Consider the following 20,881-nt stretch of genomic DNA (forward strand, 5'->3'; position numbering starts at 1 on the left):
CGGCGTGCCGGCCTCGTACTCCGTGAGGTCGCCCGTCTCGCCCGCCCGCACGGCACGCCGCCCGAGCACGAGGGCGTACGCGACGCAGGCGCCGAGGGCGAGCGCGCCGATGCCGATCTTGATCGCCCACGGCCACTCCTGCCGGGTGACGAACCCCTCGACGAGGCCCGAGAGCGCCAGCCCCAGCGTGAGGCCCACCACGACGGTCGCCATCGAGCGCCCCGCGGACGCGACGGCTGATCCGCGGCTGGTCGGCCCCGGGGCGACGAGGGCCCAGAACACGCGGAGCCCTGCGGCCCCGGCCGCGAAGATGCACGTCATCTCGAGGAGGCCGTGCGGGAGGATGAACAGCACGAAGTCGGCGCCGCGGTCGAACCACGTCATCACGGCGGCCGACGTGCCGAGCCCGACCGCGTTCTGCACGAGCACGTACAGCGGCCAGAGCCCCGTGATGCCGAACATGATGCACTGCGCCGCGATCCACGCGTTGTTCGTCCACACCATCCCGGCGAAGACCGCCTCCGGATGGTCGCTGTAGTAGGCGACGAAGTCCTCCTCCGCGTACTGCTTCAGCTGCATCTCGTCGCCCATGGCCGCCATGTAGGCGGGGTCGGACGACGCCCACCAGCCGACGAGGGCCACGATGCCGACGAAGGACGCCGCGATCGCGAGGGTCGTCCACCGGAGGCGGTAGAGCGCGGCGGGCAGCTGGTGGACGAAGAAGCGCGGGATCTGCCGCAGCATGTTCTCCGGCGCACCCGTGATGCGCAGCCGCGCCCGCCCGAGGATCGTGGACACGTGATCGCCGATGCGGGTGCGACCCTGGACGGTCTTGATCTCGGCGAGGTCGGCGGAGGCGGATCGGTACAGCCCCACCATCTCGTCGACCTCCGCGCCGGAGAGCGAGCGCCGCTTCGACAGCTCGTCGAGGCGACGCCACTCGTCTCGGCGGGCTTCGGTGAGTGCGTCGAGGTTCACGCCTGCCACCCTACGCGAGCACCCCGCGGCGTCTGATTGACTGGAGGCATGTCCGCGCTCACGGCCCCGGCGTCGCCGCCCGCCCTCGTCGCCGAAGACGAGGTGCTCACGGGAGAGGCCGTGGCCCTCGACCTGCAGCCGATCGGAGCGGGCCTCAAGGCGATCGGCGGCGCGATCGACCTCCTGGCGTCGATCCTCGCGTACATCGGCGTCATGATCGGCGCGCTCAGCCTCGCGAACGCCGGGCTGCTCACCTCCGCGACGATGCAGATCGTCGGCATCGTCATGCTCGTCGTGTGCTTCGTGGCGGTGCCGACGATCGTCGAGACGCTCACCCGCGGGCGCAGCCTCGGCCGGCTCGCCGTCGGCGGACGCATCGTGCGGACCGACGGAGGAGCCATCGGCTTCCGGCACGCGCTCATCCGAGCGCTCGTCGGGGTGCTGGAGATCCTCATGACGCTCGGCTCCATCGCCCTCCTCGTCGCGATCTTCACGCCGCGCGCCCAGCGACTCGGCGACCTGGTCGCCGGCACGTACAGCGAGCGCACGCGCACGCCCGCCCTGCCCCCTCCCGCTCCCGGGCTGCCCGCTCCCCTCGCCGACTGGGCGGAGGTCGCCGACGTGTCGCGCCTCCCCGTGCGGATCGACGCCCGCGTGGCGCGCTTCGCGACGTCCGTCGGATCCTTCGCCCCCGCGACGCGCACGCGGATCGCGGCGGAGCTCGTCGAGGAGGTGCGGCCGTTCGTCTCCCCCGTGCCGGACGCGCCGCCCGAGATGCTGCTGCTCGGCGTCGCCGCGGTCCGTCGCGAACGCGATCTCGCCGCCCTGCGGCGGCGGTCGGCCGTCGCCGCGGCCCTCGCCGGACGACCCGACGACTGAGACGTCACCTCGGGGCGAACGCCGCGTGGCGCAGCACCGTCCATCCCTGCGGGACCTGGAGCCGGTCGGCGTGCAGGGCGCACAGGTCGTGCGCGTGGGGGTCGTTCCCGAGGCCGAGCGGGCCGAGCGCCGCCTGCCGCCCCTCGTAGTCGAACGTCAGCGTCGCGACCGCCTCGCGGTCGCACGACACCTTCGAGCAGATTCGTTCGCGCACGGGGCACACTCTAGGCTGGATCCATGAAGTGGTGGGATCGCGCACGCCGCGAGCGCGTCGATCAGCCGCTCCCCTCTCCCGCCCGCCACGGGCGGCACGGCAGGGCGGGGGGCGGATCCCTCACGCGCCCGCCGTTCCCGGCCGTCGGCTCGCGCTTCGACCGGTTCGACATGACGCTCGCCTCGTCGGCGGACTTCCTGCGGAGCACGTGGCCGGAGCTGCGCGACGTGCGCTTCGACATCGAGCGGATGCCGCAGACCGACGCCTCGGACGACGTGCCGCGCTGGGCGATCGACCGCGAGCGGAAGCGCATCGTCGTCTTCCGCGTGCCCGTCGAGCGGCTCGAGCGGGCGCACGGACAGCCGATGCACCAGACGGACGAGTTCCACCGCCGGCTGCTCATCGAGAGCGTCGTGTTCCGCGCGGCGGCCGAGTACCTCGGCCGCGACCCCTGGGATCTCGGCCTCGACCACCCGCACGACTGAGCCGCGTCAGGGGGCGACCGTGATCTCCTCGGGGGTCGCAGGGTCGGGGACGACGGGGAGCGTCGCGACCGATCCGGAGGACACCCGAGCGATCGACGCGGCGATCGGCCCGTCCGGCGCGATGCGCAGCGTCTGCCCGGACTCCGCCGGCATCTGCTCGCTCGCCCCCGGCGCCACCTCGACCGTCGTCGGCTCGTCGTCCCCGTCCTGCCGCGAGACGGCGACCTCGACGGGCTCGTCGGAGGTGTTCGCGAGCGTGAGCGTGTAGCTCGACGCGCTGCCGGGCACCGCGACGAGCGCCGGCTCGTCGAAGGGCTCGCTCGGCACGACCCAGCCGTAGTCGGATCCGCGCGTCTGCAGCGCCGCCGCGACGAACGGCGCGTCCGAGCGCATCCGGAGGGTGTAGCGCCCCGGATCGAGATCCGACAGGTCGACCGTCGCGGGCTTGCGATCCATGATGTCGACGTCGGCGGTGAGCTCGCTCTCGCCCGTCTTCAGCGAGACGACATCGACCGTCACCTGCGCGGCGTCCGGCCCCGTGCCGAGGAGCCGCAGCACCGTGGTCGCGGCGGCGGACTCCTCGGGAGGGGCGGTGATCGAGACGCGGGGCATGACGTGCTCGTGAGCGGGGAGGCTCGCGCTCTGCAGGTCCGCGCCGTTCGGCTCGAGCGTCGCGATGCTCGACGACTGGAGCGACGCCCGCACGGGAGCGCCCTCGCTCGTGACCCGCAGGACCGGGTCGGTCTCCCCTCCCGCCAGGGAGGCGACGGGCACGGCGCGCTGGCTGCGCGCGGGGATGGCCATGGATCCGGCGCTCGGCGTCGCGGCGCCGTCGACGCCGAAGACCTCGACCTCGACCGTCGCCGGCACGTCGGAGGGGTTCTGGACGATGAGGATGTCGGTCACGCCGGTCGCCACGCGGGCGCCGACGATCCAGGACTCCGGCTGGCCGGGCGCGCAGGCGGAGGCGACGAGGCCGCTCATGTCCTCGGCATCGATGTCCGCCGAGACAGAGGCCGCGACGGGGACGGGGCTCTCGCCGTCGGGCGCCTGGCGGACGAGGAACGAGGACCCGACGTCGGGCAGGTCGATGCGCCCCTCCGTGTCAGGTCCGTCGGCGTCGGCGCTCGCCGAGACGAGGTCGACCTCCGCCGCGACCGACAGACCGGCGGCGTCGCTCGCGTCGCGGCCGAGCGCGAGCATCGGGCCGTCGCAGGCGAGGACGGTCTCGGCGGGGAGCGGGGTGAGGGTGTGCCGGGGCCCCGCGGGCTGCTGCTCCGCGACGCCGTCGCCCGCGATCGTCGGCCACGGCGCCACGGCGGCCCCCACGGCGGCGGCCGCGAGGATCAGGCCCGTCGCGCCCACCGCGATGCGCTTCGCCACGGATGCGGTGCTCATGCGTCCTCCTCGTAAGCGGCGCCGATGACGCGGGGGTTCGCGCGCGCCGCCCGACGCGTGGAGCGCGTGGGGGCGGCGAGCAGCAGGGAGACGACGAGCACGGCCACCTGGGCGGCGCCGACGAGCCACGCGCCGCGGGCCTCGTCGCCGGAGAGGGGCGCGCGCTCGGCGACCTCCCCGTCCAGCAGCCACAGCACGCCGCGCGCGGTCTCCCCGACGCGCACGAAGCCGGCTCGGGCGTCCATCGAGGCCTTCGCCGTCAGCGACATGATGCGCTGATCCGCGTTCTGCTCATCCGCGGTCTCCCGCAGCAGCACGAAGGAGAGCCCGTCGTCTCGCAGGGGTCCCGCGATGTCCGACGCGCTGCCCGCGACGATGTCGGCCGCGAGCGCGGCGAGTCTCTCGTCGTCCTCGGACGTCTCCATGCGGGTGCGCAGCGCGGTGGACTGGCCGCTCAGCGTCTCGCTGGCGCCCCAGACGACCTCGGTGCTCATGCCGCCGTCGTCGAGCGGCGTGAGCACGAGGGTGCCCACGGGGCGGTCGCCGCGCGCCTCGGCCGCCACGTAGGCGGGGAGCGTCGTCTCGGTCCCCGCGTGCAGGGGCGTCGCGCCGCGGTGCAGCGCCGTCATCTGGGGCACGACGGCGACCGCGGCGCAGGCGACGACCGCGGCGCAGGCGATGCCGCGCCACGCGTGGAGGCGGCGCGCGGTGTCGAGGGTGATCGCCGCCGCGCAGACGATCCCGATCCAGGCGAGGCTGAGCCCGGCGCCTGGCCAGACGGCGACGGCGTCTCCGCGCTGGAAGGAGACGAGCACGTGCGGCGCCGCCGTCGCCGTCGCGATCCCGAGCGCCGCGGCCCCGAGGGCGTAGAGCGAGAGCCTCCAGCGTCGCGTGAGGGGCGCGAGGAGCGCGAGCAGGACGGCGGGGACGACGAGCAGCGCCGTCCATCCGTAGAAGGAGGGGTCCTGCGGTGCGCTGATACCCAGGTCGGAGAGGAAGCGCGGCCAGAAGGTCGCCTGCCCGTTCGCGAGCCCCGCGCCCGTGAGCGGGCCGCCGCCGTCGCTCGGCTGCGCGACCGGGTCGGCGAGGAGGGCCCAGGGCGTGCCGCGGCGCACCTGCTCGACGACGAGCGGCGCGAACATCGCGGCGGAGGGCACGGCGAGCCAGAAGATCCGCGCGATCCCCCTGCGCACCCACGCGATCGCGCTGAGGAGCGACACCGCCCACAGCACGCAGAGCGCCGGGGCCAGGGACGGCGAGCCGGCGAGCACGACGACGAGGAGGAGGGATCCCGCGCCCGCGGCCGTCCAGGATCGGTGCGCCGCGGCCGCGGCGAACACGAGCCAGGGAAGCGCGAGGTGCACGATCACCGCGGCGGGCTGTCCCTGCATGAGCGCGTCCCAGAACGGCGGGGCGACCCCCCAGAGGCAGGCGGCGAGCACCCGCGCCACCGCGCTGTCCGCCACGCGCGTCGCGGCGAACCACGCGCCGAGCACGGCGAGCGGCAGCGCGAGGAGCCACAGCGCGACGAGCGTCGCGCCGGGAGCGGCGGGCCACAGCGTGCCGAGCAGGGCCATGACCGTCGAGAAGGGATCCGCCGGGGCGGCCTCCGCGAGGCCCAGGGGACGCAGCCCGTACAGCGCGTCGTTCCACAGCCCCGACACGGTGCGGCGCAGCGGCAGCAGCGCGCCGCCGGCGATGTGCGGCCAGGTGAGCAGGGCGATGAAGACGCCGACGCTCACCGCGAGCGCGGCGAGGACGGCCCACGCCCCGCCGCCCGAGAAGAACCGCAGGTCGCTGCGCGCGTCGGCCCCGCCCTGCCCGTCCTCGTTCTGGCGCTCGCGCAGCTCGCCGCCCGAGATCCGCAGCGGGTCGACCTGCTGCCACGAGCCCGTGCGGAAGCGGGACAGCAGGGATCGGGAGCGGCCGATCGACGGCCAGCGCACCATCGCGGTGAGCGCGCCGGCCCACTCGGGCCAGACCCGGTCGGGTCGCTTGGCGAGGAGGGCGACGACCGTCGCCCAGAGCGCCGCGGGAAGCAGGCCGAGCCAGTGCAGGGGCAGCGCCCACAGCGGCGCGTAGACGAGGCGCCGGTGGAGCTGGGCCACCCGCTCGGTGTACGCCCGGGTCCCCGCGCGCTGCCGCGACGGCCGGACAGCGACGCGGGCCTCGGGCGCGAGCGCGACGCGCCGGCCGCCCAGTCGGGCCCTCACCCCCATGTCGAGCCCCTCGTCGACGCCGAGGAGGGCGCGATCGGGCACGAGCGCGTGGGCCACGTCGCCGCGCAGGAGCATGCCGCGCACGTCGGCGCCGAGCACGTCGTCCGACGCGTCGCGCTGACCCTGGTCGAACTCGCCCGCGGCGAGCTGCACGGAGCGGCCGAAGCGCGTCATCGTCACGCCCAGCGACTCGATGATGTCACTGTCGTCCGCGCGCACGAGCTTGGGGGCCGCGATCGCGACCGAGGGCTGGCGCTCCAGCGCCGCGTGCAGGGCGGCGAGGGCGCCGATCTCGGGCGCGGTGTCGTCGCCGACGAGCCAGACGGCGCTGCCCTCCGGCACCCGGCGGAGCGCGAGCTCGACCGCGCCTCCGAAGGGGATCGTCTCCGGCGCGCTGATCACGGCCTCGGCGCCGGACGACTCGGCCGAGGCGCGCAGCGGAGCGGGGTCGCCGCAGACGACGATCGTCAGCGCGTCGACGGGGCGCGTCTGGCGGCGCAGGGCGGAGAGGGTTCGCTCCAGCCGCTGCTCGGCCTCGGGGGCCGAACGCGCGACGAGCACGGCGTGAACTGGGGCGGGCATGACCCCGCAAGCTTAAGCCGCGGGCGATGCGCGCCGGTCAGGACACGCACAAGCGGGCGCGACGCGGGTCGCGGGCGCTCAGGACGCCTGGGCGGCGCGCTTGATGCGGCGCCGCTCGCGCTCGCTGAGGCCGCCCCAGATGCCGAAGCGCTCGTCGTTCTGCAGCGCGTACTCGAGGCACTCGGCGCGCACGTCGCAGGACGCGCAGATGCGCTTGGCGTCGCGCGTCGATCCGCCCTTCTCCGGGAAGAACGCCTCGGGGTCGGTCTGCGCGCAGAGCGCCTCGCTCTGCCACGAGAGCGCGCCGTCATCCGCCCCGTCGTCCGGCCTCACGCCGGGGACGCCGAGCTCGACCGGGTCGACGAACCAGTCGGCCGGCGCTTCGGAACGGTACTGCGGTGCGGTCATCGTGCTCTCCCCCGGTCTGGACCCGCTGGCGGGATCGTGCCTGGGGCAATTACACCCGTGTGATTCCCGAATATCAAGTCGCAGATACTAGAGGCCTCAACCGCGACATGAATGTTTTGCGCGCCCTCGGCGTGTCGCGCCCCCCTCAGGAGCCCGGCTGCGCGACGAACACCTCGCCCCTGCCGCTGACCGACACGCGCGCCTCGTCCTCCGAGACGAAGGCGGCCCCGCCGGCCGTCAGCGGTACGCTGACGCCGCCCGCCGTCACGGTCGGCGCGCCGTCGACGGCGAGGACGATCGCCGGGCCGGCCGGAGAGAACGACGCCTCCGAGGTGCCGTCGAGCCGGGCCCGGAGCAGCTGGAAGTCGCGCGCCGCGGCCGGATACTCCTCGAACCCCCCGCCCTCGCCCTCGAACACCCGCGGCAGGACGACGGGGACCGGGCCGGCGTGCGGGTCGAGGATCCGCATGAGCTCGTCCACGTCGATGTGCTTCGGCGTGAGCCCGCCGCGCAGGACGTTGTCGCTCGCGGCCATGATCTCCACGCCGAGCCCCTCCTGGTACGAGTGCAGCTGGCCTGCGCCCAGGAAGAGCGCCTCGCCCCTCCGCAGCACGACGAGGTTCATGAGGAGGGCGACGACGATGCCGGGGTCGCCGGGGAAGACCGCGGCGATCGAGCGGGCGTTGGACAGCTCGGCCGCGAACTCCGTCGAGCGCGCGGTGTCGAGCGCCTCGACGACGCCGTCCACGAGCTCCTGCGCCTCGCCGGAGAGCAGCCAGCGCACCGCGCCCGCGAGGCTCTCCTCGTCCGAGATGCGCTCGGCGAGCGGCGCCGCCGCCGGCCCGAGCGCGTCGAGCAGGCGGCGGGTCGCCGCGATCTCCCTCAGCCCGCACATGGCCGTGAACCGGTCGCTGAGCGCGACGATCATCTCCGGCTTGTGGTTGTCGTCGGCGTAGTTGCGCACGAGGCCGGGAGCGAGCGACGCCTCGCGCGCGAACCCCTCCTCCGCCTGGCTCTTCGTGGGGTGCACCTGGATCGACAGCGGCTTCGCGGCGGCGAGGAGCTTCAGGAGGTACGGCAGGCGGCCCGATCCCCGCTCGGCGAGGAGCGCGTCGAGGGTGCGTCCCGTTCCGTCCCGCAGGTCGGCGGGGTCGGACGGATGGTCTCCGAACCAGACCTCCGCCTCGGGCCCCAGGGCCGCCTCGCGGCCCTCCAGCGAGGCGAGGAGCGTTCTGGACCCCCAGGCGTAGTCGCGCGGCGCGTTCGTGAGAGAGACAAGCATGTCCTTCACTCTAGGGTCTCGTCGCATCTCCTCCCGTCGGGACGCGCGCGGCCGGAGCGCATACCCTGAGAGGCATGGCGCAGCTCAGCAGGCACCCCGTGGCACCTCCGCCTCGCGCTCCCCGCCGCGAGGCGACGGCGCATCTGCTGCTGCGCGCCTACGCGACCCTCGTGCTCTTCTCGCTGCTCGCCTACTCGGCCTGGTTCAACCTCGTCGGCGCGACCGGCGCGGCCGTCGTCCTGGGGGCGGGGACCCTCGCGACCCTCGCGATCTGGATCCCGGATCTCGCCCGGCGCCGCGGCGCGCGGGCCTTCGCGTGGCGCCGGCTCCCCTGGGCGGCCCTCGGGTACGGGACGCTCGCCGTCGCCTCTCTCGCGTGGTCGCAGTGGCCGGGCGCGACCGCCCTCACGCTGCTCCTGCTCGCCTCGTGCACCCTGCAGGGCGTCTTCCTGGCGGACGCGCTGTCCTGGGGCGAGATCGTCCGGGCGCTCGAGGTGGCGCTGCGCTGGATCCTCGGCCTGTCGCTCGCCGTCGAGGCGTGGGTCGCGCTCGTCGTGCGGCATCCCATCCTGCCGAACTTCTTCTCCGTCGACGGCGAGCCGGACCCCCACTGGTACTGGGTGCGCGGCAACCTCTTCGAGGCGATCGGCATCGGCCTCAGGATCCAGGGGATCGTGGGCAACTCGAACCTCCTGGGGATGCTCTGCGTCGTCGCCCTCGTCGTCTTCTCCGTGCGCCTCGCGGCCGGGCTCGCCGAGCGCGCGGCCCGCGAGCGGATCGCGATGAGGATCGTGTGGATCGCCGTGGCGGCCTGGCTGCTGCTGCGCGCCGGGTCGGCGACCTCGTTCGCGTGCGCCGCGCTCGTCGCCGTCGTGCTGCTGGCCGCGCTCGCCATGCGCCGCCAGCGCTCGCCCCGCGGCCGCACGCGGGTGTACGCGCTGTTCACGGCGCTCGTCGCGGCGGGCGCGATCGCCGCATGGCTGGGGCGCGATCTGCTGCTGAGGGTCGCGGGGCGCGGGGAGGGCCTCACGGGCCGCGACGCGATCTGGGGCGCGGTCGCCGATCGCGCCGCAGAGCTCCCCGTGCTCGGCCACGGATTCTCCTCGCCGTGGGTGCCGTGGGATCCCGCCTTCGACGGCTGGATCGTGGATCACGGCATCACGGTGTTCCAGGCGCACAGCATGTGGCTCGACGCCTTCCTGCAGCTGGGCGCGGCGGGCGTCCTGCTCGTCGCGATCGCCTGCGGGGCGCTCGTCTGGCGCGCCTGGTTCTTCGCCGTGGACCGGCCCCGCTGGGATGCCGACGGGAGCCGCCCGTTCTCGGTCCTGTCCCTCGTCCCCCTCCTCGTCGTGTGGGCGCTGCTCGTGCAGGGCCTCACCGAGTCGAACCCGATCATGCTCTGGGGCTGGACCCTCATCGTCCTGTTCTCGTTCAAGATCAAGACCGCCCCCGTGCTCTCCCCCGTCGACACCGACGCGGGCATCGGCACCGAGCAGCGCTGGCGCGGCGCGCGCCGCATCGCCGACCCCGCGGTGAGGGCGCAGCCGTGAGGGATCGGCCCGCGCGGGATGCGATCGTCGCGGAGCTGCAGTCGCCGGCGTTCGCGCGGGCCTACACTCTGACAGCCCTCACGGCGGGGTTCCTCACCGCCGTCCTGCACCGCACCGTCGGAACCGTGACGCTCGCGACCATCGTCACGGGGCTCGCCTGCCTCGGCGTCGCCGTGCTCGTCGCCCGTCGCGACGAGCTCTCGCTCGTCGGCTTCGCTCCCACGAGCCTCGTCCTCTTCCTCGCGTGGACCCTGGCGAGCGTCGCCTGGGCTCTCGACGGCGCCAGGGGGCGCACGCTCGCCGCGTGGCTGGCCCTCGTCGGGTGGGCGGTCGTCGCCATCACGATCGCCCACGTCAGGGACACGCTGCAGATCGCGCGCGCCGTGGGCGACGTGCTGCGCTGGCTGCTGACGCTCTCCCTCGCGCTCGAGGTGCTGAGCGGCATCGTCATCGACGTGCCGTTCACGGCGCTCGGGATCACGGGCGACATCGCGTTCGGCGGCCCCGTGCAGGGCCTGTTCGCCTCGCGCAACCTCCTCGCGTTCGTGGCCGTCGTCGCGCTCGTCACCTTCACGATCGAATGGCGCTCGCGCTCCGTCCCCCGGCACGTCGCCGGCTACTCGCTCATCCTCGCCGCGCTCCTGGCCGTGCTCTCGAGCTCGCCGACGGCGTTCGTGCTGCTCGTCATGATGGTCGTCGCGACGGCGGCGCTCGGCATCGCCCGCCTCGTCCCCCTCCCCCGCCGGCGCACGGCGCAGGTCGCGATCGCGGCGGCCGCGGTCATCGGCTTCATCGGGGCGTTCGCGATGCGCGGCCCGATCGTCCGCTTCCTCTCGGCGCGCAGCGGCTTCACGACCCGCGCCGACCTGTGGACCCAGATGATCGAGTGGATCAGGCACCGTCCGATCACGGGATGGAGCTGGTTCGGCACGTGGGAGGACGAGCCGTTCCCCACCAACATCGTCAACCTGTCCCTCGGCTCCCCCAACGCGTCCGCGCTCAGCGCCTACTTCGACGTGCTCCTGCAGCTCGGCTGGGTGGGCCTGCTGCTCTTCTCGCTCCTCATCCTGCTGGCGCTGGCGCGGGCGTGGCTCGCCGCCTCCGACCGCCGGTCGGTCGTGTACGCGTGGCTGCCGCTGATGCTCGTCGCCCTGCTCGTCGAGTCGGTCTTCGAGAGCTACGCGCTGAGCGACCTCGGGTGGCTGCTGCTCGTCATCTGCGCGGTGCGCGCGGGGCAGGAGCGCTCGTGGCGCATCGCCCTCGACCCGACGGCCCCTCTGCCGCCGCCGCGCGGCCTTCCCAGGCCCTGAGAGGTGGGCCGAGTAGGCTCGTCACCGGCGCGCGCGCCGCACCGTTCCCGAGCGACCTTCGAAAGCTGTGAGCACATGCCGATCGTCCTGCAGAACGTGGTCCTCCCCACCGACCGCGACCCCGACCTCCTGCCGCTGTACGTCGACCCCGACACCTGGTCGACGATCGACGGCGAGGCCGTGCGCGTGTCGCAGAGCGCCCACATCTCGGACGTGCGCAGCCGCACGAGCGTGCGGATCCCCGCCGGCACGCGCACGTCGTTCGCGACCTACTTCAACGCCTTCCCCGCGTCGTACTGGCAGCACTGGACCCCCGTGCGCGCCGTGCGCCTCTCCGTGCGCACGGAGGGGGCGGGGACGGTGCTCGTCTACCGCTCCAACGGGTCCGGCGTGCAGCAGCGCATCGCGACCGAGGAGGTCTCCGGCGAGTCCGAGAGCGTCTTCGACATCCCCCTCACGCAGTTCTCCGACGGCGGCTGGATCTGGTTCGACATCGTGGCGGGCGGCCGCGCGGTGACCCTCGCGGGCGGCACCTGGACGACCGAGCAGGAGCCGGAGCGCACCGGGCTCGCCTCCATCGGCACGACGACGATGAACAAGCCCGGCTACTGCGTCGACACGCTCACGGCGCTCGCGGGGAGCCCCGACGCGCTCGAGGTGATCGATCGCATCTTCCTCATCGACCAGGGCACCGACCGCGTCTCGGACCACGAGGGCTTCCCCGCCGTCGCGCAGGCGCTCGGCGACCGCCTGCAGGTCATCGAGCAGCCGAACCTCGGCGGCTCGGGAGGCTTCTCCCGCGCCATGTCGGAGACCCTCGGGCGCGAGGAAAGCGACTTCGTGCAGCTGCTCGACGACGACATCGCCCTGGAGCCGGAGTCGCTGCGCCGATCGGTGGTCTTCGGGCGGTTCACGACGGATCCGACGCTCGTCGGTATGCACATGTTCGACCTGCTCGATCGACCCAAGCTGCACGCGTGGGCCGAGGAGGTCGAGCGGGAGCCGTTCATGTGGCGCCCCCTGTTCCTCGAGCAGATGCCGCACGACTTCTCGCGGCGCAACCTGCGGCAGTCCCGTCTCCTGCACATGCGCATGGACGCCGACTACAACGGCTGGTGGGGCTGCCTCATCCCGAAGGCCGCGATCGAGGAGGTCGGGCTGTCGCTTCCCGCGTTCATCAAGTGGGACGACGCCGAGTTCTGCCTCCGCGCGGGCGAGGCCGGGTTCCCGACCGTGTCGCTGCCCGGCGCCGCGCTGTGGCACGTCTCGTGGGTCGGCAAGGACGACGCGATCGACTGGCAGGCGTACTACCACGCGCGCAACCGCATCGTCGCGGCGCTGCTGCACTCCGAGGAGCCCGAGGGCGGCCGCCTGCTGCGGCACAGCCGCCGCGTCGACCTGAAGCACCTCATCTCGATGCAGTACTACCCCGTGGCGCTGCGCATGCGCGCGCTGCGCGACGTGCTCTCCGGGCCGGACCACATGCGGCGCACCCTCGCGACCCGCATGCCCGAGGCGCGCCGCCTCGCCGCGCGCTTCCCGGAGACCACCGTGCACCGCGAGTCGGACGAGGTGCTGCGCTCGCGCTTCGGGCGCCGGGTGTTCGATCCGCCACGCGGGCCGGTCCCCGACCCGCCGCTCGGGCGCGCGCGCATCGTCACGACGGCGCGCGCGGTCGTCTCGCACCTGCTGCGCCGCCCCGACCCCCGCAACCTCGACACGCCCCAGGTCGAGTTCAGCAAGGCCGACGCGACGTGGTGGCGCGTCTGGTCGGTCGACTCCGCGATCGTGAGCGCGGCGGACGGCTCGGGCAAGCAGATCTACGCCCGCGACCGCCGCATGTTCCGCCGCATGCTGCTCGAGTCGGTGCGCCTGCACCTCCGTCTCCGCCGCAGCTGGTCGCGGCTGGCGCGCGACTATCGCCGCGCCCTTCCCGACCTCGTCTCGCCCGAGGCGTGGCGCCGCACGTTCGAGCAGGACGCATGACCCCCTCCCCCGAACGCCCCGCCAGACGGGCCGCAACGAAGAAGGCGACCGACGTGACCACGACTTTCGACCCCCAGAGCGCGACCATCGCCGTCGTCACCTACAACCGCTCCGCGCTGCTGACGCGGCTGCTCGAGTCGATCGAGCGCATGGATCCGAGGCCCGGCCACGTCGTCATCGTCGACAACGCCTCCTCCGACGACACCACCGAGGTCGTCGAGGGCTTCCGCTCCCGTCTCGGCTCGGAGATCGTCTACCAGCGCCTCGACGAGAACACGGGCGGATCCGGCGGGTTCAGCGAGGGCATGCGCCTTGCCTACGAACTCGGGTCCGAATGGATCTGGCTCATGGACGACGACGTCGAGGTGCTGCCGGACGGCCTGGCCGCGATGGGCAGGTGGACGCCGCGGTTCCAGAGCATCCAGGGCCGCCGCTACGACTACGACGGCTCCGAGTTCTACTGGCAGTACCGCGTCTCGGTGCCGCTCGGCATCCCGATCCCCTTCGCCCCCGCGGGCTTCGACGAGTCCGGCTACCGGGAGATGAACTCCGGCTGCTTCGAGGGCATGTTCATCCACCGCGACATCGTGCGGCGGATCGGGCTGCCCGACCCCCGGTTCTTCATCTACTGGGACGACACCGTCTACGGCTACCTCGCCTCGATCATCACCCGCAGCGCGATCGTCGACGAGTTCGTGCTGCAGCGCACCCGCGAGATCAGGCAGTGGGACATGGGCACGAGGCACCTCAACGCCTCGAGCGACATGTACCGCTACTACATCATGCGCAACCGCGGCATCATGAAGCACTACTACGCGGCCCACGGCGACTACCGCCCCGTGCGCTTCGCGATCGGCACGGCGGCGACCTTCGCCAAGGAGATCATCCGCCTCGCCGCGGTCGAGCGCCGCGTGACCCGCAAGGGCTGGGGGAACCTGTGGCGCGGCATGCGAGACGGCTGGCGCCTCGCCCACGACAAGGCGTTCGAGGTCATGCCGGCGCTCGAGGAAGCCTGAGCGGCTTCCCCGGCGCACGTCCGAGCGTCAGGGGAGGCTCTTGATCACCCTCGCGGGGACGCCTCCGACGAGGACGTCTTCCGGGACGTCCTCCGTGACGATGGATCCGGCGGCGACAATCGCCCCCGCGCCGATCGTGACACCGGGGAGGATCGTCGCGCTCGCGCCGATCCAGACCCCGTCCCCGATATCGATGGGATCGGTGCGCACCGCCCCGGCGCGTCGGCGGTGAGGGCCATGGTCGTGGTTGTCGGTGATCAGTCGGACGAAGGGACCGAGGTTGACCCGTGCGCCGAGGCGCACGCTCGGCCGGATGTAGGCGTCCCGGTTGATGAAGGTCTCGGCTCCGATGAAGACATCGGGGCCGACGATCTCGGAGCCCCGATAGATCTTGACGCCCTTCTCGATGACGATGTTCTCGCCCATCACGCGGACGGAGCCGTCGACGAACGCCTCGGGATCGATCGCTGCGGTCATGGACCGTACCTCCTCCTATGGTCGAACATGGCCGCCCGATTGTATGTTTCCCGGCTGGGCGCGCGGCGCGTGCGAGCCGCGGAGAGCGGGGTGGGTGCGTCGACCTCGACCGGCGCGCCCCCCCTCCCGCTCCCGCGGAGAGTCCGCGGACCGCGCCCCGAAGACGACGCCGAGCAGCAGAAGCACGCAGGCCGCCGCGAACATCGTCCTCAGGAGCACAGGGGAGATGTCCATGAAGGCCGCCGGATCGGAGATCGATGCCGGCGTCCCCTCCTCGCGTGCCCGCCATGTCAGAGGGACCGCGGACCGCATCGCCACACCGACGACGACCATGGCCACGACCCCGCCGATGATCGTCACGGCGCCGTTCACACGTCGTGATGCCCGGTGCGCCAATCGGTGAGCCAGCATCGCGAACGCCAGCGCGAAGACGGCGATCCCGCTGAAGAGGTACCTTCCCTGGATTCCGCGCCTCAGACTGCCGAGATCCCAGTAGATCGCGTGCGAGTTCTGAAAGAGCGTCACGAGGATGACCACCGGATACAGCAGCAGGATCGCCAGCAGGAGACGCCGACGGGCGAGAACCAGCGCCAGCACGATGACCAGGACGAGGAAGATGCCCCCGGCGCCCACGATCCACCCCTGCCCATCGGCGCGCACGTAGCCGATGCGGTCCCAGAAGGTCGCGTTGAGGCGCGCGAAGAACGTCTTGACGAAGAGGGAGAGCGAGTAGCCGTCCGCCGCGACCTCCTGGCCGCGGTCATCTCTCAGTCCGAAGCGGCTGGGCTGGATCCGCCCCAGCAGGATGAGGTTGCGGATCCACCACCATCCCCCGATCGCGGCTGCGATGCCCGCCGGCAGCAGCAGTCGCCATGTCGCAGACCACAGGCCCCACCCTCGCCGCCATACCGCCCAGACCGCAAGCAGGAGCACGACGGGGGCGAGCATCAGCGCGTATCCCTTCGCGAAGAGCGCCACGCCGTACGCGACCCCCGAGAAGACGAGCATGCCGGTCCGGTGACGTGGGTCTGTTACGGCCCGCACAAGCGCATAGATCGTCGCGCTCACCGCCAGGATCAGCAGCGCATCGTTCGATATCCGGCTCCCCGACGCCGCGTACCAGGGAATGAACAGGGGAAAGAGCGCCCCGAGGATCCCCGCCCATCTGGACCCGGTCGCCCGGCGCACGACACCGGCGATGAAGGGGGTCGCTCCCGCGACCATCGCCGCCGAGAGAGCGTAGAGGACGAAGGCGGTGTGGTCCCATCGCATACCCTCGCCACCCGTCGTGTGGACGACCGCGGCCGCCACCAGGTAGTAGCCCGGCGGGTGCTGAACCATCCCGTCGTTCGACCTCATGGGAGGGACGGACGGATCGATGAAATCCCCCCTCCCGCTCGGCGCGGGAAGAGGATCGACGAACTCCCCGTCGGGCATGACGGCCCCGGACTCGCCGAGCGCTCGCCACGTCGAGCCGAGCAGAGATGCCTCGTACGGGAGGGGCCATCCGCCGCCGTCAACCAGCCGAGCCACGGAGTTGTAGTGCTCGCGCTCGTCTGGCCCCTCGAAATGGGGCAGGGCGAATGCCCAGAGCAGGGAGAACAGAAACGTCGCCGCGGTCAGAAGTGCGGCGCTGCCGAGATACGCTCGCTCACGCCTCGTCGCCACCCGCAAAGAGGGAGACACCCCGGAATTCTACCTGTGCCTCCGGCCGCGCCGGAGTGCGCGCCCTGACGTGACGGCGCCGTCTCCCGTTTCCCGGCTGGGCGCGCGGCGCGGAGTCGATCGCGCCGCGTCCCCGTAGCATGACGGTCGTGTCCAACTATGCCTTCATCGCCTACGGCCCGTCGAAGCGATCCGCGATCGACGCCTGGCTGCGACGGAGCGCCCCGGAGTCGGAAGTCCGCAGGATCCGCCTCCCCCTCGGGCGGACTCTGGCGATCGTCAGCAGGGACGTCGAGCGCAGCATCTCGGGAAGCGCCTTCTTCCGGGGCACGCTCATCGCCCCGGCGGAGAAGCGCATCGTCTTCGGCGCGCGAGGATGGGCGGACGCTCCGCCCTCGGTCCGAGCTGAGCCCGGCGAGCACGACGGCTCGTACATCGCCGCGGACTGGGAGGACGGCGTGTCGATCGATCGGGACGCGTTCGGATGCGCGCGTCTGCTCGTCACCTCGGGCCGAGGCTACGCAGCGGCCTCCGATTCGCTCCTCGTCCTCGCGTCTCTTCGGCGCGCTCTGGGAGACCCCTGCACGCCGAACGAGGAGGCTCTGCTCGCCAGGATCCCGCGAACCGAGATCGTCGGCCAGCAGATCTCGTCCGAGACGATCATCTCGGAGGTCTCCTTCGTCCCGCCCGGACGCGGTCTCCGGCTCTCCCGCGCGACAGGCGGCTGGCGGATGACCGGGCGCACGCTCCGCGAACGAATCGAGGCACCGAGGGGATCCTATGCGGACGAGCTCCGTGCCGGCGCGGAGCAGGTCGCGAGCGTCGTCGCCGGGCTCGTCCAGGTCGGCGGCTGGACGACCGCACTCGAGCTGTCCGGCGGATACGACTCACGACTCGTCCTCGCCGGGTCGACGGCGGCAGGGGTCGCCTCCGACCTCCGGATCGTCGTGGGCGACTCCGGGCGCCCCGAGCTCGCGGGCGATGTGGCCGCGGCGACGGGGATCGCGCGCTCCCTCGGCCTCGACCTGTCGCTCCGCGATCTGCGCCCGCGCGCGTTCGAGCCGGGCGAGGACGAGCTCGCGACGTGGTCGGCGACGCTGCTCGGTGTCTACGACGGCTATGGCTCCGCGCGTCGCGGAATGCAGGAGGATCGTCAGATCACCTTGCAGGGCCTCGGAGCGGGGGCGGTGAAGGGCGCCTGGGGGTGGAGCCCGCTCGACGCGCTCCTGCGCAGGATGGATCCTCCCGACATCGCGATCGACGCCACGCGCGCTCAAATATCGGCCTCCCTGCGCGGGCTCGGGGGATCCCCCGAGGACGGCGATGCCAGCGAGCTCTACTACCTGGGCTATCGCAACGCACTGCACGGCACCGCGGCGCACATTCACACTCGGATGACCGCAGTGAACCCCCTCATGCAGATCCTGCTCGCTCGCCTCGGACACACGCCGGCTGCCGATGGACGCGGATTCGCGGGCGAGGGGGACGTCATCATGGACATGATCGCCGTGCTCTCACCCGACGTCGGTTCGCACCCCTATGATTCGCCGGAGCGGAATCGGAGCCTCGCGTCGCTCCAGGCACGATCCGCGGAACTCGGAGGCGAGCTCGGGTCGGTCCAGGTCTCCTCCGTGTGCGGGTCCCCGGATGACGTCGTCGCCGGCCCGTCCGCCTTTTCTCTAGAGCTCGCGCGCAGAGCAGGTCTCACGGGCCCGCTCACCCCGGAGAACGCCGCCAGCCGCGCCCCGTCCGCGATCGACGCCCTCCCCTCCGCGCCACTGCGAGACGCCTATCGCGACCTCTACGAGAACGCCGTCTGGCGCATGAGCAGGTCCGGCCCCGATCTCCGCTTCACCGGCGTGACCATGCCCCGCATCTCGATGCTCGAGGTCCTCACCCTGGCGGGGTAACGCATCGCCCGCGTTCGCAGGCGAGAAGAGGGGCCTCAGGCCTCGCGCGACGCAGAGAGGGCGGGACGGGTGGCCGCTCGCTCCTCGTCATCCGCGGGACCGATCAGTCCCAGCGCGCGTGCTCGCGCGATCCCCTCCCCGATCTCCGCGTTCTCGCGCGCGACCGCGCGCGCGAGAACGATCTCCTGCGCTCCGACGAGTCTCCACAGCACCTCGTCGCGCCAGGTCGGCGGCTGCTCTCCACCCCGCTGCGCCTGCGATACCGCTGTCATGACGCGCGCATCGAGCTCGTTCCTGACTGCTCCCTTGCGCAGGAACCAGTAGAGGGAGCGGGCGGCGTGAGCCGTCGCGCCCGGCCCGCCGTTCGCGTCGTCGCAGACGCGAAGCGCGAGCGCGTCCTGGTCGCCGATCAGACCCGCCGCGCGCGTCAGCGCCCGCGCCTCTTCCGCGGTCTCCCGATACTCGAGACCACGGGCGATGTCTTCCAGAGCCGTCGCCGACGCGCGGCGGAGACCCGCCTGGTCGCGGTCCGGCCCCCGGGAAGACTCACCGCCCCAGACGTCGTGCGGGAAGGCGCTGAGCAGAGCCTCCCGATCGATCTCCGTGGGCTCGACGGGCCCCAGATCTCGCGCTTCGGCGGGAGAGGAGGCAAAGCGCACGCCTCTGCGTCCCGTCCCCGCGTAGTAGTCCACGTATTTGAAGGGGTGCTCCGACGCCGACAGCAGCGGACGAGACGGGATCCCGAAGGCGTCCGCGACGATCAGCGCGTGGAGAGAGCTCGCGATCACGAACGAGGCGCCCAGAATACGGCGGATGACCGAGCGCGGATCTCCGCGCGGATCGACGACATCGCCCGCGTCGAGAAGCGCGCGGTCGTTGAGGTTCGGGACGAGCACCTCGTCGCGATGCGCCCGATTCCCGACCCCCCTGGCCTTGGCGAGCTCGGGCACGAGATCCGGAAGGAGGAGCGCCGGATCCCCGTAGACCTCGGGCACGTCGATGCCGTGGCCGAGCAGGACGGCTCGCGTGTAGGGGCCGCGCACCGCGCGCACATCGAGGGGATAGGTCAGCACCTGCCTGACCTTTCCGTTGACGCCTGCTCCCCACACGACGTCGCCCGGCCGGGCGAAGTGCAGAACGCTCCCGATCGAGATCAGCCGCCCGGCGCCGGGCCCGGGAGATGGAGACGGCTCCTCGGTCGCCTGCTCTCGGATCGCTCGCACGAGCATCGGGCCGAGCTCATCGCCGAAGTTGCCCCCGTCGTCGTCGGGGTGCCATCGGGGGAGCTCGACTCCTTCGAGCACATCACCATCAAAGGGCACGAATCTCCCACCGCTCCGCGTCCGAAGGCTCCCCGGGCGTCTCCCGCCTCGGGGTCCACTGCGTGATCTACAATAGCGGCGATGCGCGAAGGTTCCTCAGTTCTCGTCTTCCCTGCGTGGCGGGACAACCCGTTCCTGAACATGCTCGCGCTCGCGGCGCGCGCCGAAGGCCACCGCTTCCTCGGATCGACGACCTACGACGGCCTGCTGCTGCAGCTGCGCCGGCTTGGCGCGGGCGATGTCCTCCACGTGCACTGGACGCACCCCCTTCTCCAGACCGCGGAGACGGCGGACGACGCGGAGGTCCGTCTGGAGCGGCTCCGCGAGCAGTTCGCGGAGCTGTCGGATCGAGGCGTGTCCGTAGTGTGGACGATCCACAACCATCTGCCCCACGAGCTCTCCTACGCGGATGCGGAGCGACGGCTCTATCGTCTGCTCGCCGACGCGGCGAATGCCATCCACGTGATGGCGCCGGCCACGCCGGAGGTCGTCTCCGACGTCGTCGCGCTCGACGCCGCGAAGGTGCGGATCATCCCCCACCCGAGCTACGAGGGCATCTACGACACGTCCATCGACCGCGCCTCCGCGCGGGCGAGCTTCGACCTCGCGGCGACCGATCGCGCTGTCCTGTTCCTCGGCCAGATCCGCCCCTACAAGGGAGTCGACTCCCTGATCTCGGCGGCCGCCGCGGCATCGCTGCCGGACCAGGACATCGTGCTCATGCTCGCGGGAGCGATCAGGGAGATCCCCCTCGACGACTTCGTCGCATCCGTGCCCGACGAGCTGCGGACGATCACCCACCTGTCGTTCGTGGACGACGGCGACATCGGTCGGTGGTTCCGCGCGGCGGACATCGCGGTGTTCCCCTACCGCGCCATCCTGAACTCGGGGAGCCTGCACCTCGCGGCCAGCTTCCACACGCCCGCGATCCTGCCGGATGAGCCGCATCTGCGCGCGCAGTTCGGGGACGAGCGCTGGGTGGCGTTCTTCGACCCGGCCCGTCCCTCGGAGTCGATCGCGGAGCTCCTCAGCGATCCCTCGCTGTTCGCGGACGTCGACGCCGCGGACTTCCGTGCCTTCGCCGACCCGATCTCTCCCTGGGAGGTATCGCGCCGGTACGCCGCGCTCCTCGACGAGCTCGGCGCAAGCGCGACCGCGCGCTGACCCCTCGGCCCGTCAGCGCGGCGCCCGAAGAGAGCC

General features: G+C 72.5%; 17 protein-coding genes. 8 read left to right on the plus strand and 9 right to left on the minus strand.

The window, feature by feature from the left end; translation table 11 throughout:
* Positions 1–978: stage II sporulation protein M (locus NHL53_RS10395; RefSeq protein WP_433776797.1), on the minus strand; the 978-nt coding region annotated here is incomplete at its 3' end.
* A gap of 48 nt (positions 979–1,026) precedes the next feature.
* Between NHL53_RS10395 and NHL53_RS10400 the strand changes: the two genes are divergently transcribed.
* Positions 1,027–1,857, plus strand: coding sequence for an RDD family protein (locus NHL53_RS10400; protein ID WP_433776798.1), 831 nt, complete (start codon positions 1,027–1,029; stop codon positions 1,855–1,857).
* 4 nt (positions 1,858–1,861) lie between these two features.
* Here the strand turns inward: NHL53_RS10400 and NHL53_RS10405 are convergent, their stop codons facing one another.
* Positions 1,862–2,071 carry a DUF3499 family protein gene (locus NHL53_RS10405; RefSeq protein ID WP_433776799.1) on the minus strand — a complete coding sequence of 70 codons (210 nt, stop codon included), beginning with the start codon at positions 2,069–2,071 and terminating at the stop codon, positions 1,862–1,864.
* Positions 2,072–2,094: 23 nt separating this feature from the next.
* Between NHL53_RS10405 and NHL53_RS10410 the strand changes: the two genes are divergently transcribed.
* Complete coding sequence (locus NHL53_RS10410) at positions 2,095–2,556, plus strand: metallopeptidase family protein (RefSeq protein ID WP_433776800.1); 462 nt, start codon at positions 2,095–2,097, stop codon at positions 2,554–2,556.
* Between the two features lie 6 nt (positions 2,557–2,562).
* Here NHL53_RS10410 and NHL53_RS10415 read toward each other — a convergent pair whose 3' ends face one another.
* The 4 genes from NHL53_RS10415 to manA form a co-directional block, all read right to left on the minus strand.
* Positions 2,563–3,954, minus strand: coding sequence for a DUF5719 family protein (locus NHL53_RS10415; protein ID WP_433776801.1), 1,392 nt, complete (start codon positions 3,952–3,954; stop codon positions 2,563–2,565).
* On the minus strand, positions 3,951–6,755 hold the full coding sequence (locus tag NHL53_RS10420) for a glycosyltransferase family 2 protein (RefSeq protein ID WP_433776802.1): 2,805 nt from the start codon (positions 6,753–6,755) through the stop codon (positions 3,951–3,953). Before NHL53_RS10420 ends, NHL53_RS10415 begins: the two co-directional genes overlap by 4 nt.
* A 78-nt stretch (positions 6,756–6,833) precedes the next feature.
* Positions 6,834–7,163, minus strand: a complete 330-nt coding sequence (locus NHL53_RS10425) for a WhiB family transcriptional regulator (protein ID WP_433776803.1) — start codon at positions 7,161–7,163, stop codon at positions 6,834–6,836.
* 145 nt (positions 7,164–7,308) lie between these two features.
* On the minus strand, positions 7,309–8,445 hold the full coding sequence (manA, locus tag NHL53_RS10430) for a mannose-6-phosphate isomerase, class I (RefSeq protein ID WP_433776804.1): 1,137 nt from the start codon (positions 8,443–8,445) through the stop codon (positions 7,309–7,311).
* A gap of 98 nt (positions 8,446–8,543) precedes the next feature.
* Between manA and NHL53_RS10435 the strand changes: the two genes are divergently transcribed.
* From NHL53_RS10435 to NHL53_RS10450, 4 genes are all read left to right on the plus strand, one after another.
* Positions 8,544–9,995: an O-antigen ligase family protein gene (locus NHL53_RS10435; protein WP_433776805.1), complete on the plus strand. Its 1,452-nt coding sequence runs from the start codon at positions 8,544–8,546 to the stop codon at positions 9,993–9,995.
* Positions 9,992–11,305, plus strand: a complete 1,314-nt coding sequence (locus NHL53_RS10440) for an O-antigen ligase family protein (RefSeq protein WP_433776806.1) — start codon at positions 9,992–9,994, stop codon at positions 11,303–11,305. Before NHL53_RS10435 ends, NHL53_RS10440 begins: the two co-directional genes overlap by 4 nt.
* 75 nt (positions 11,306–11,380) lie before the next feature.
* Positions 11,381–13,291, plus strand: a complete 1,911-nt coding sequence (locus NHL53_RS10445; RefSeq protein ID WP_433776807.1) for a glycosyltransferase — start codon at positions 11,381–11,383, stop codon at positions 13,289–13,291.
* Complete coding sequence (locus NHL53_RS10450; protein WP_433776808.1) at positions 13,288–14,307, plus strand: glycosyltransferase family 2 protein; 1,020 nt, start codon at positions 13,288–13,290, stop codon at positions 14,305–14,307. The genes NHL53_RS10445 and NHL53_RS10450 overlap by 4 nt, the downstream gene beginning before the upstream one ends.
* Positions 14,308–14,334: 27 nt before the next feature.
* Here NHL53_RS10450 and NHL53_RS10455 read toward each other — a convergent pair whose 3' ends face one another.
* Together NHL53_RS10455 and NHL53_RS10460 are read right to left on the minus strand one after the other, a co-directional pair.
* On the minus strand, positions 14,335–14,784 hold the full coding sequence (locus NHL53_RS10455) for an acyltransferase (protein WP_433776809.1): 450 nt from the start codon (positions 14,782–14,784) through the stop codon (positions 14,335–14,337).
* Positions 14,785–14,799: 15 nt separating this feature from the next.
* The gene (locus tag NHL53_RS10460; RefSeq protein ID WP_433776810.1) at positions 14,800–16,470 is read right to left on the minus strand and encodes an ArnT family glycosyltransferase; all 1,671 of its coding nucleotides are present in this window, start codon (positions 16,468–16,470) and stop codon (positions 14,800–14,802) included.
* 128 nt (positions 16,471–16,598) lie between these two features.
* Here NHL53_RS10460 and NHL53_RS10465 point away from each other — a divergent pair, with 128 nt between their 5' ends.
* Positions 16,599–18,359, plus strand: coding sequence for a hypothetical protein (locus NHL53_RS10465; RefSeq protein ID WP_433776811.1), 1,761 nt, complete (start codon positions 16,599–16,601; stop codon positions 18,357–18,359).
* A 35-nt stretch (positions 18,360–18,394) separates the two neighbouring features.
* On the opposite strand, the gene NHL53_RS10470 is transcribed toward NHL53_RS10465, so the two are convergent.
* On the minus strand, positions 18,395–19,663 hold the full coding sequence (locus tag NHL53_RS10470; RefSeq protein WP_433776812.1) for a polysaccharide pyruvyl transferase family protein: 1,269 nt from the start codon (positions 19,661–19,663) through the stop codon (positions 18,395–18,397).
* Between the two features lie 99 nt (positions 19,664–19,762).
* Between NHL53_RS10470 and NHL53_RS10475 the strand changes: the two genes are divergently transcribed.
* Positions 19,763–20,845, plus strand: coding sequence for a glycosyltransferase (locus NHL53_RS10475; RefSeq protein ID WP_433776813.1), 1,083 nt, complete (start codon positions 19,763–19,765; stop codon positions 20,843–20,845).
* The last annotated feature ends 36 nt before the right edge of the window (positions 20,846–20,881 follow it).

It is taken from the genome of Microbacterium sp. gxy059 (assembly GCF_050958665.1).
Classification (GTDB): domain Bacteria; phylum Actinomycetota; class Actinomycetes; order Actinomycetales; family Microbacteriaceae; genus Microbacterium.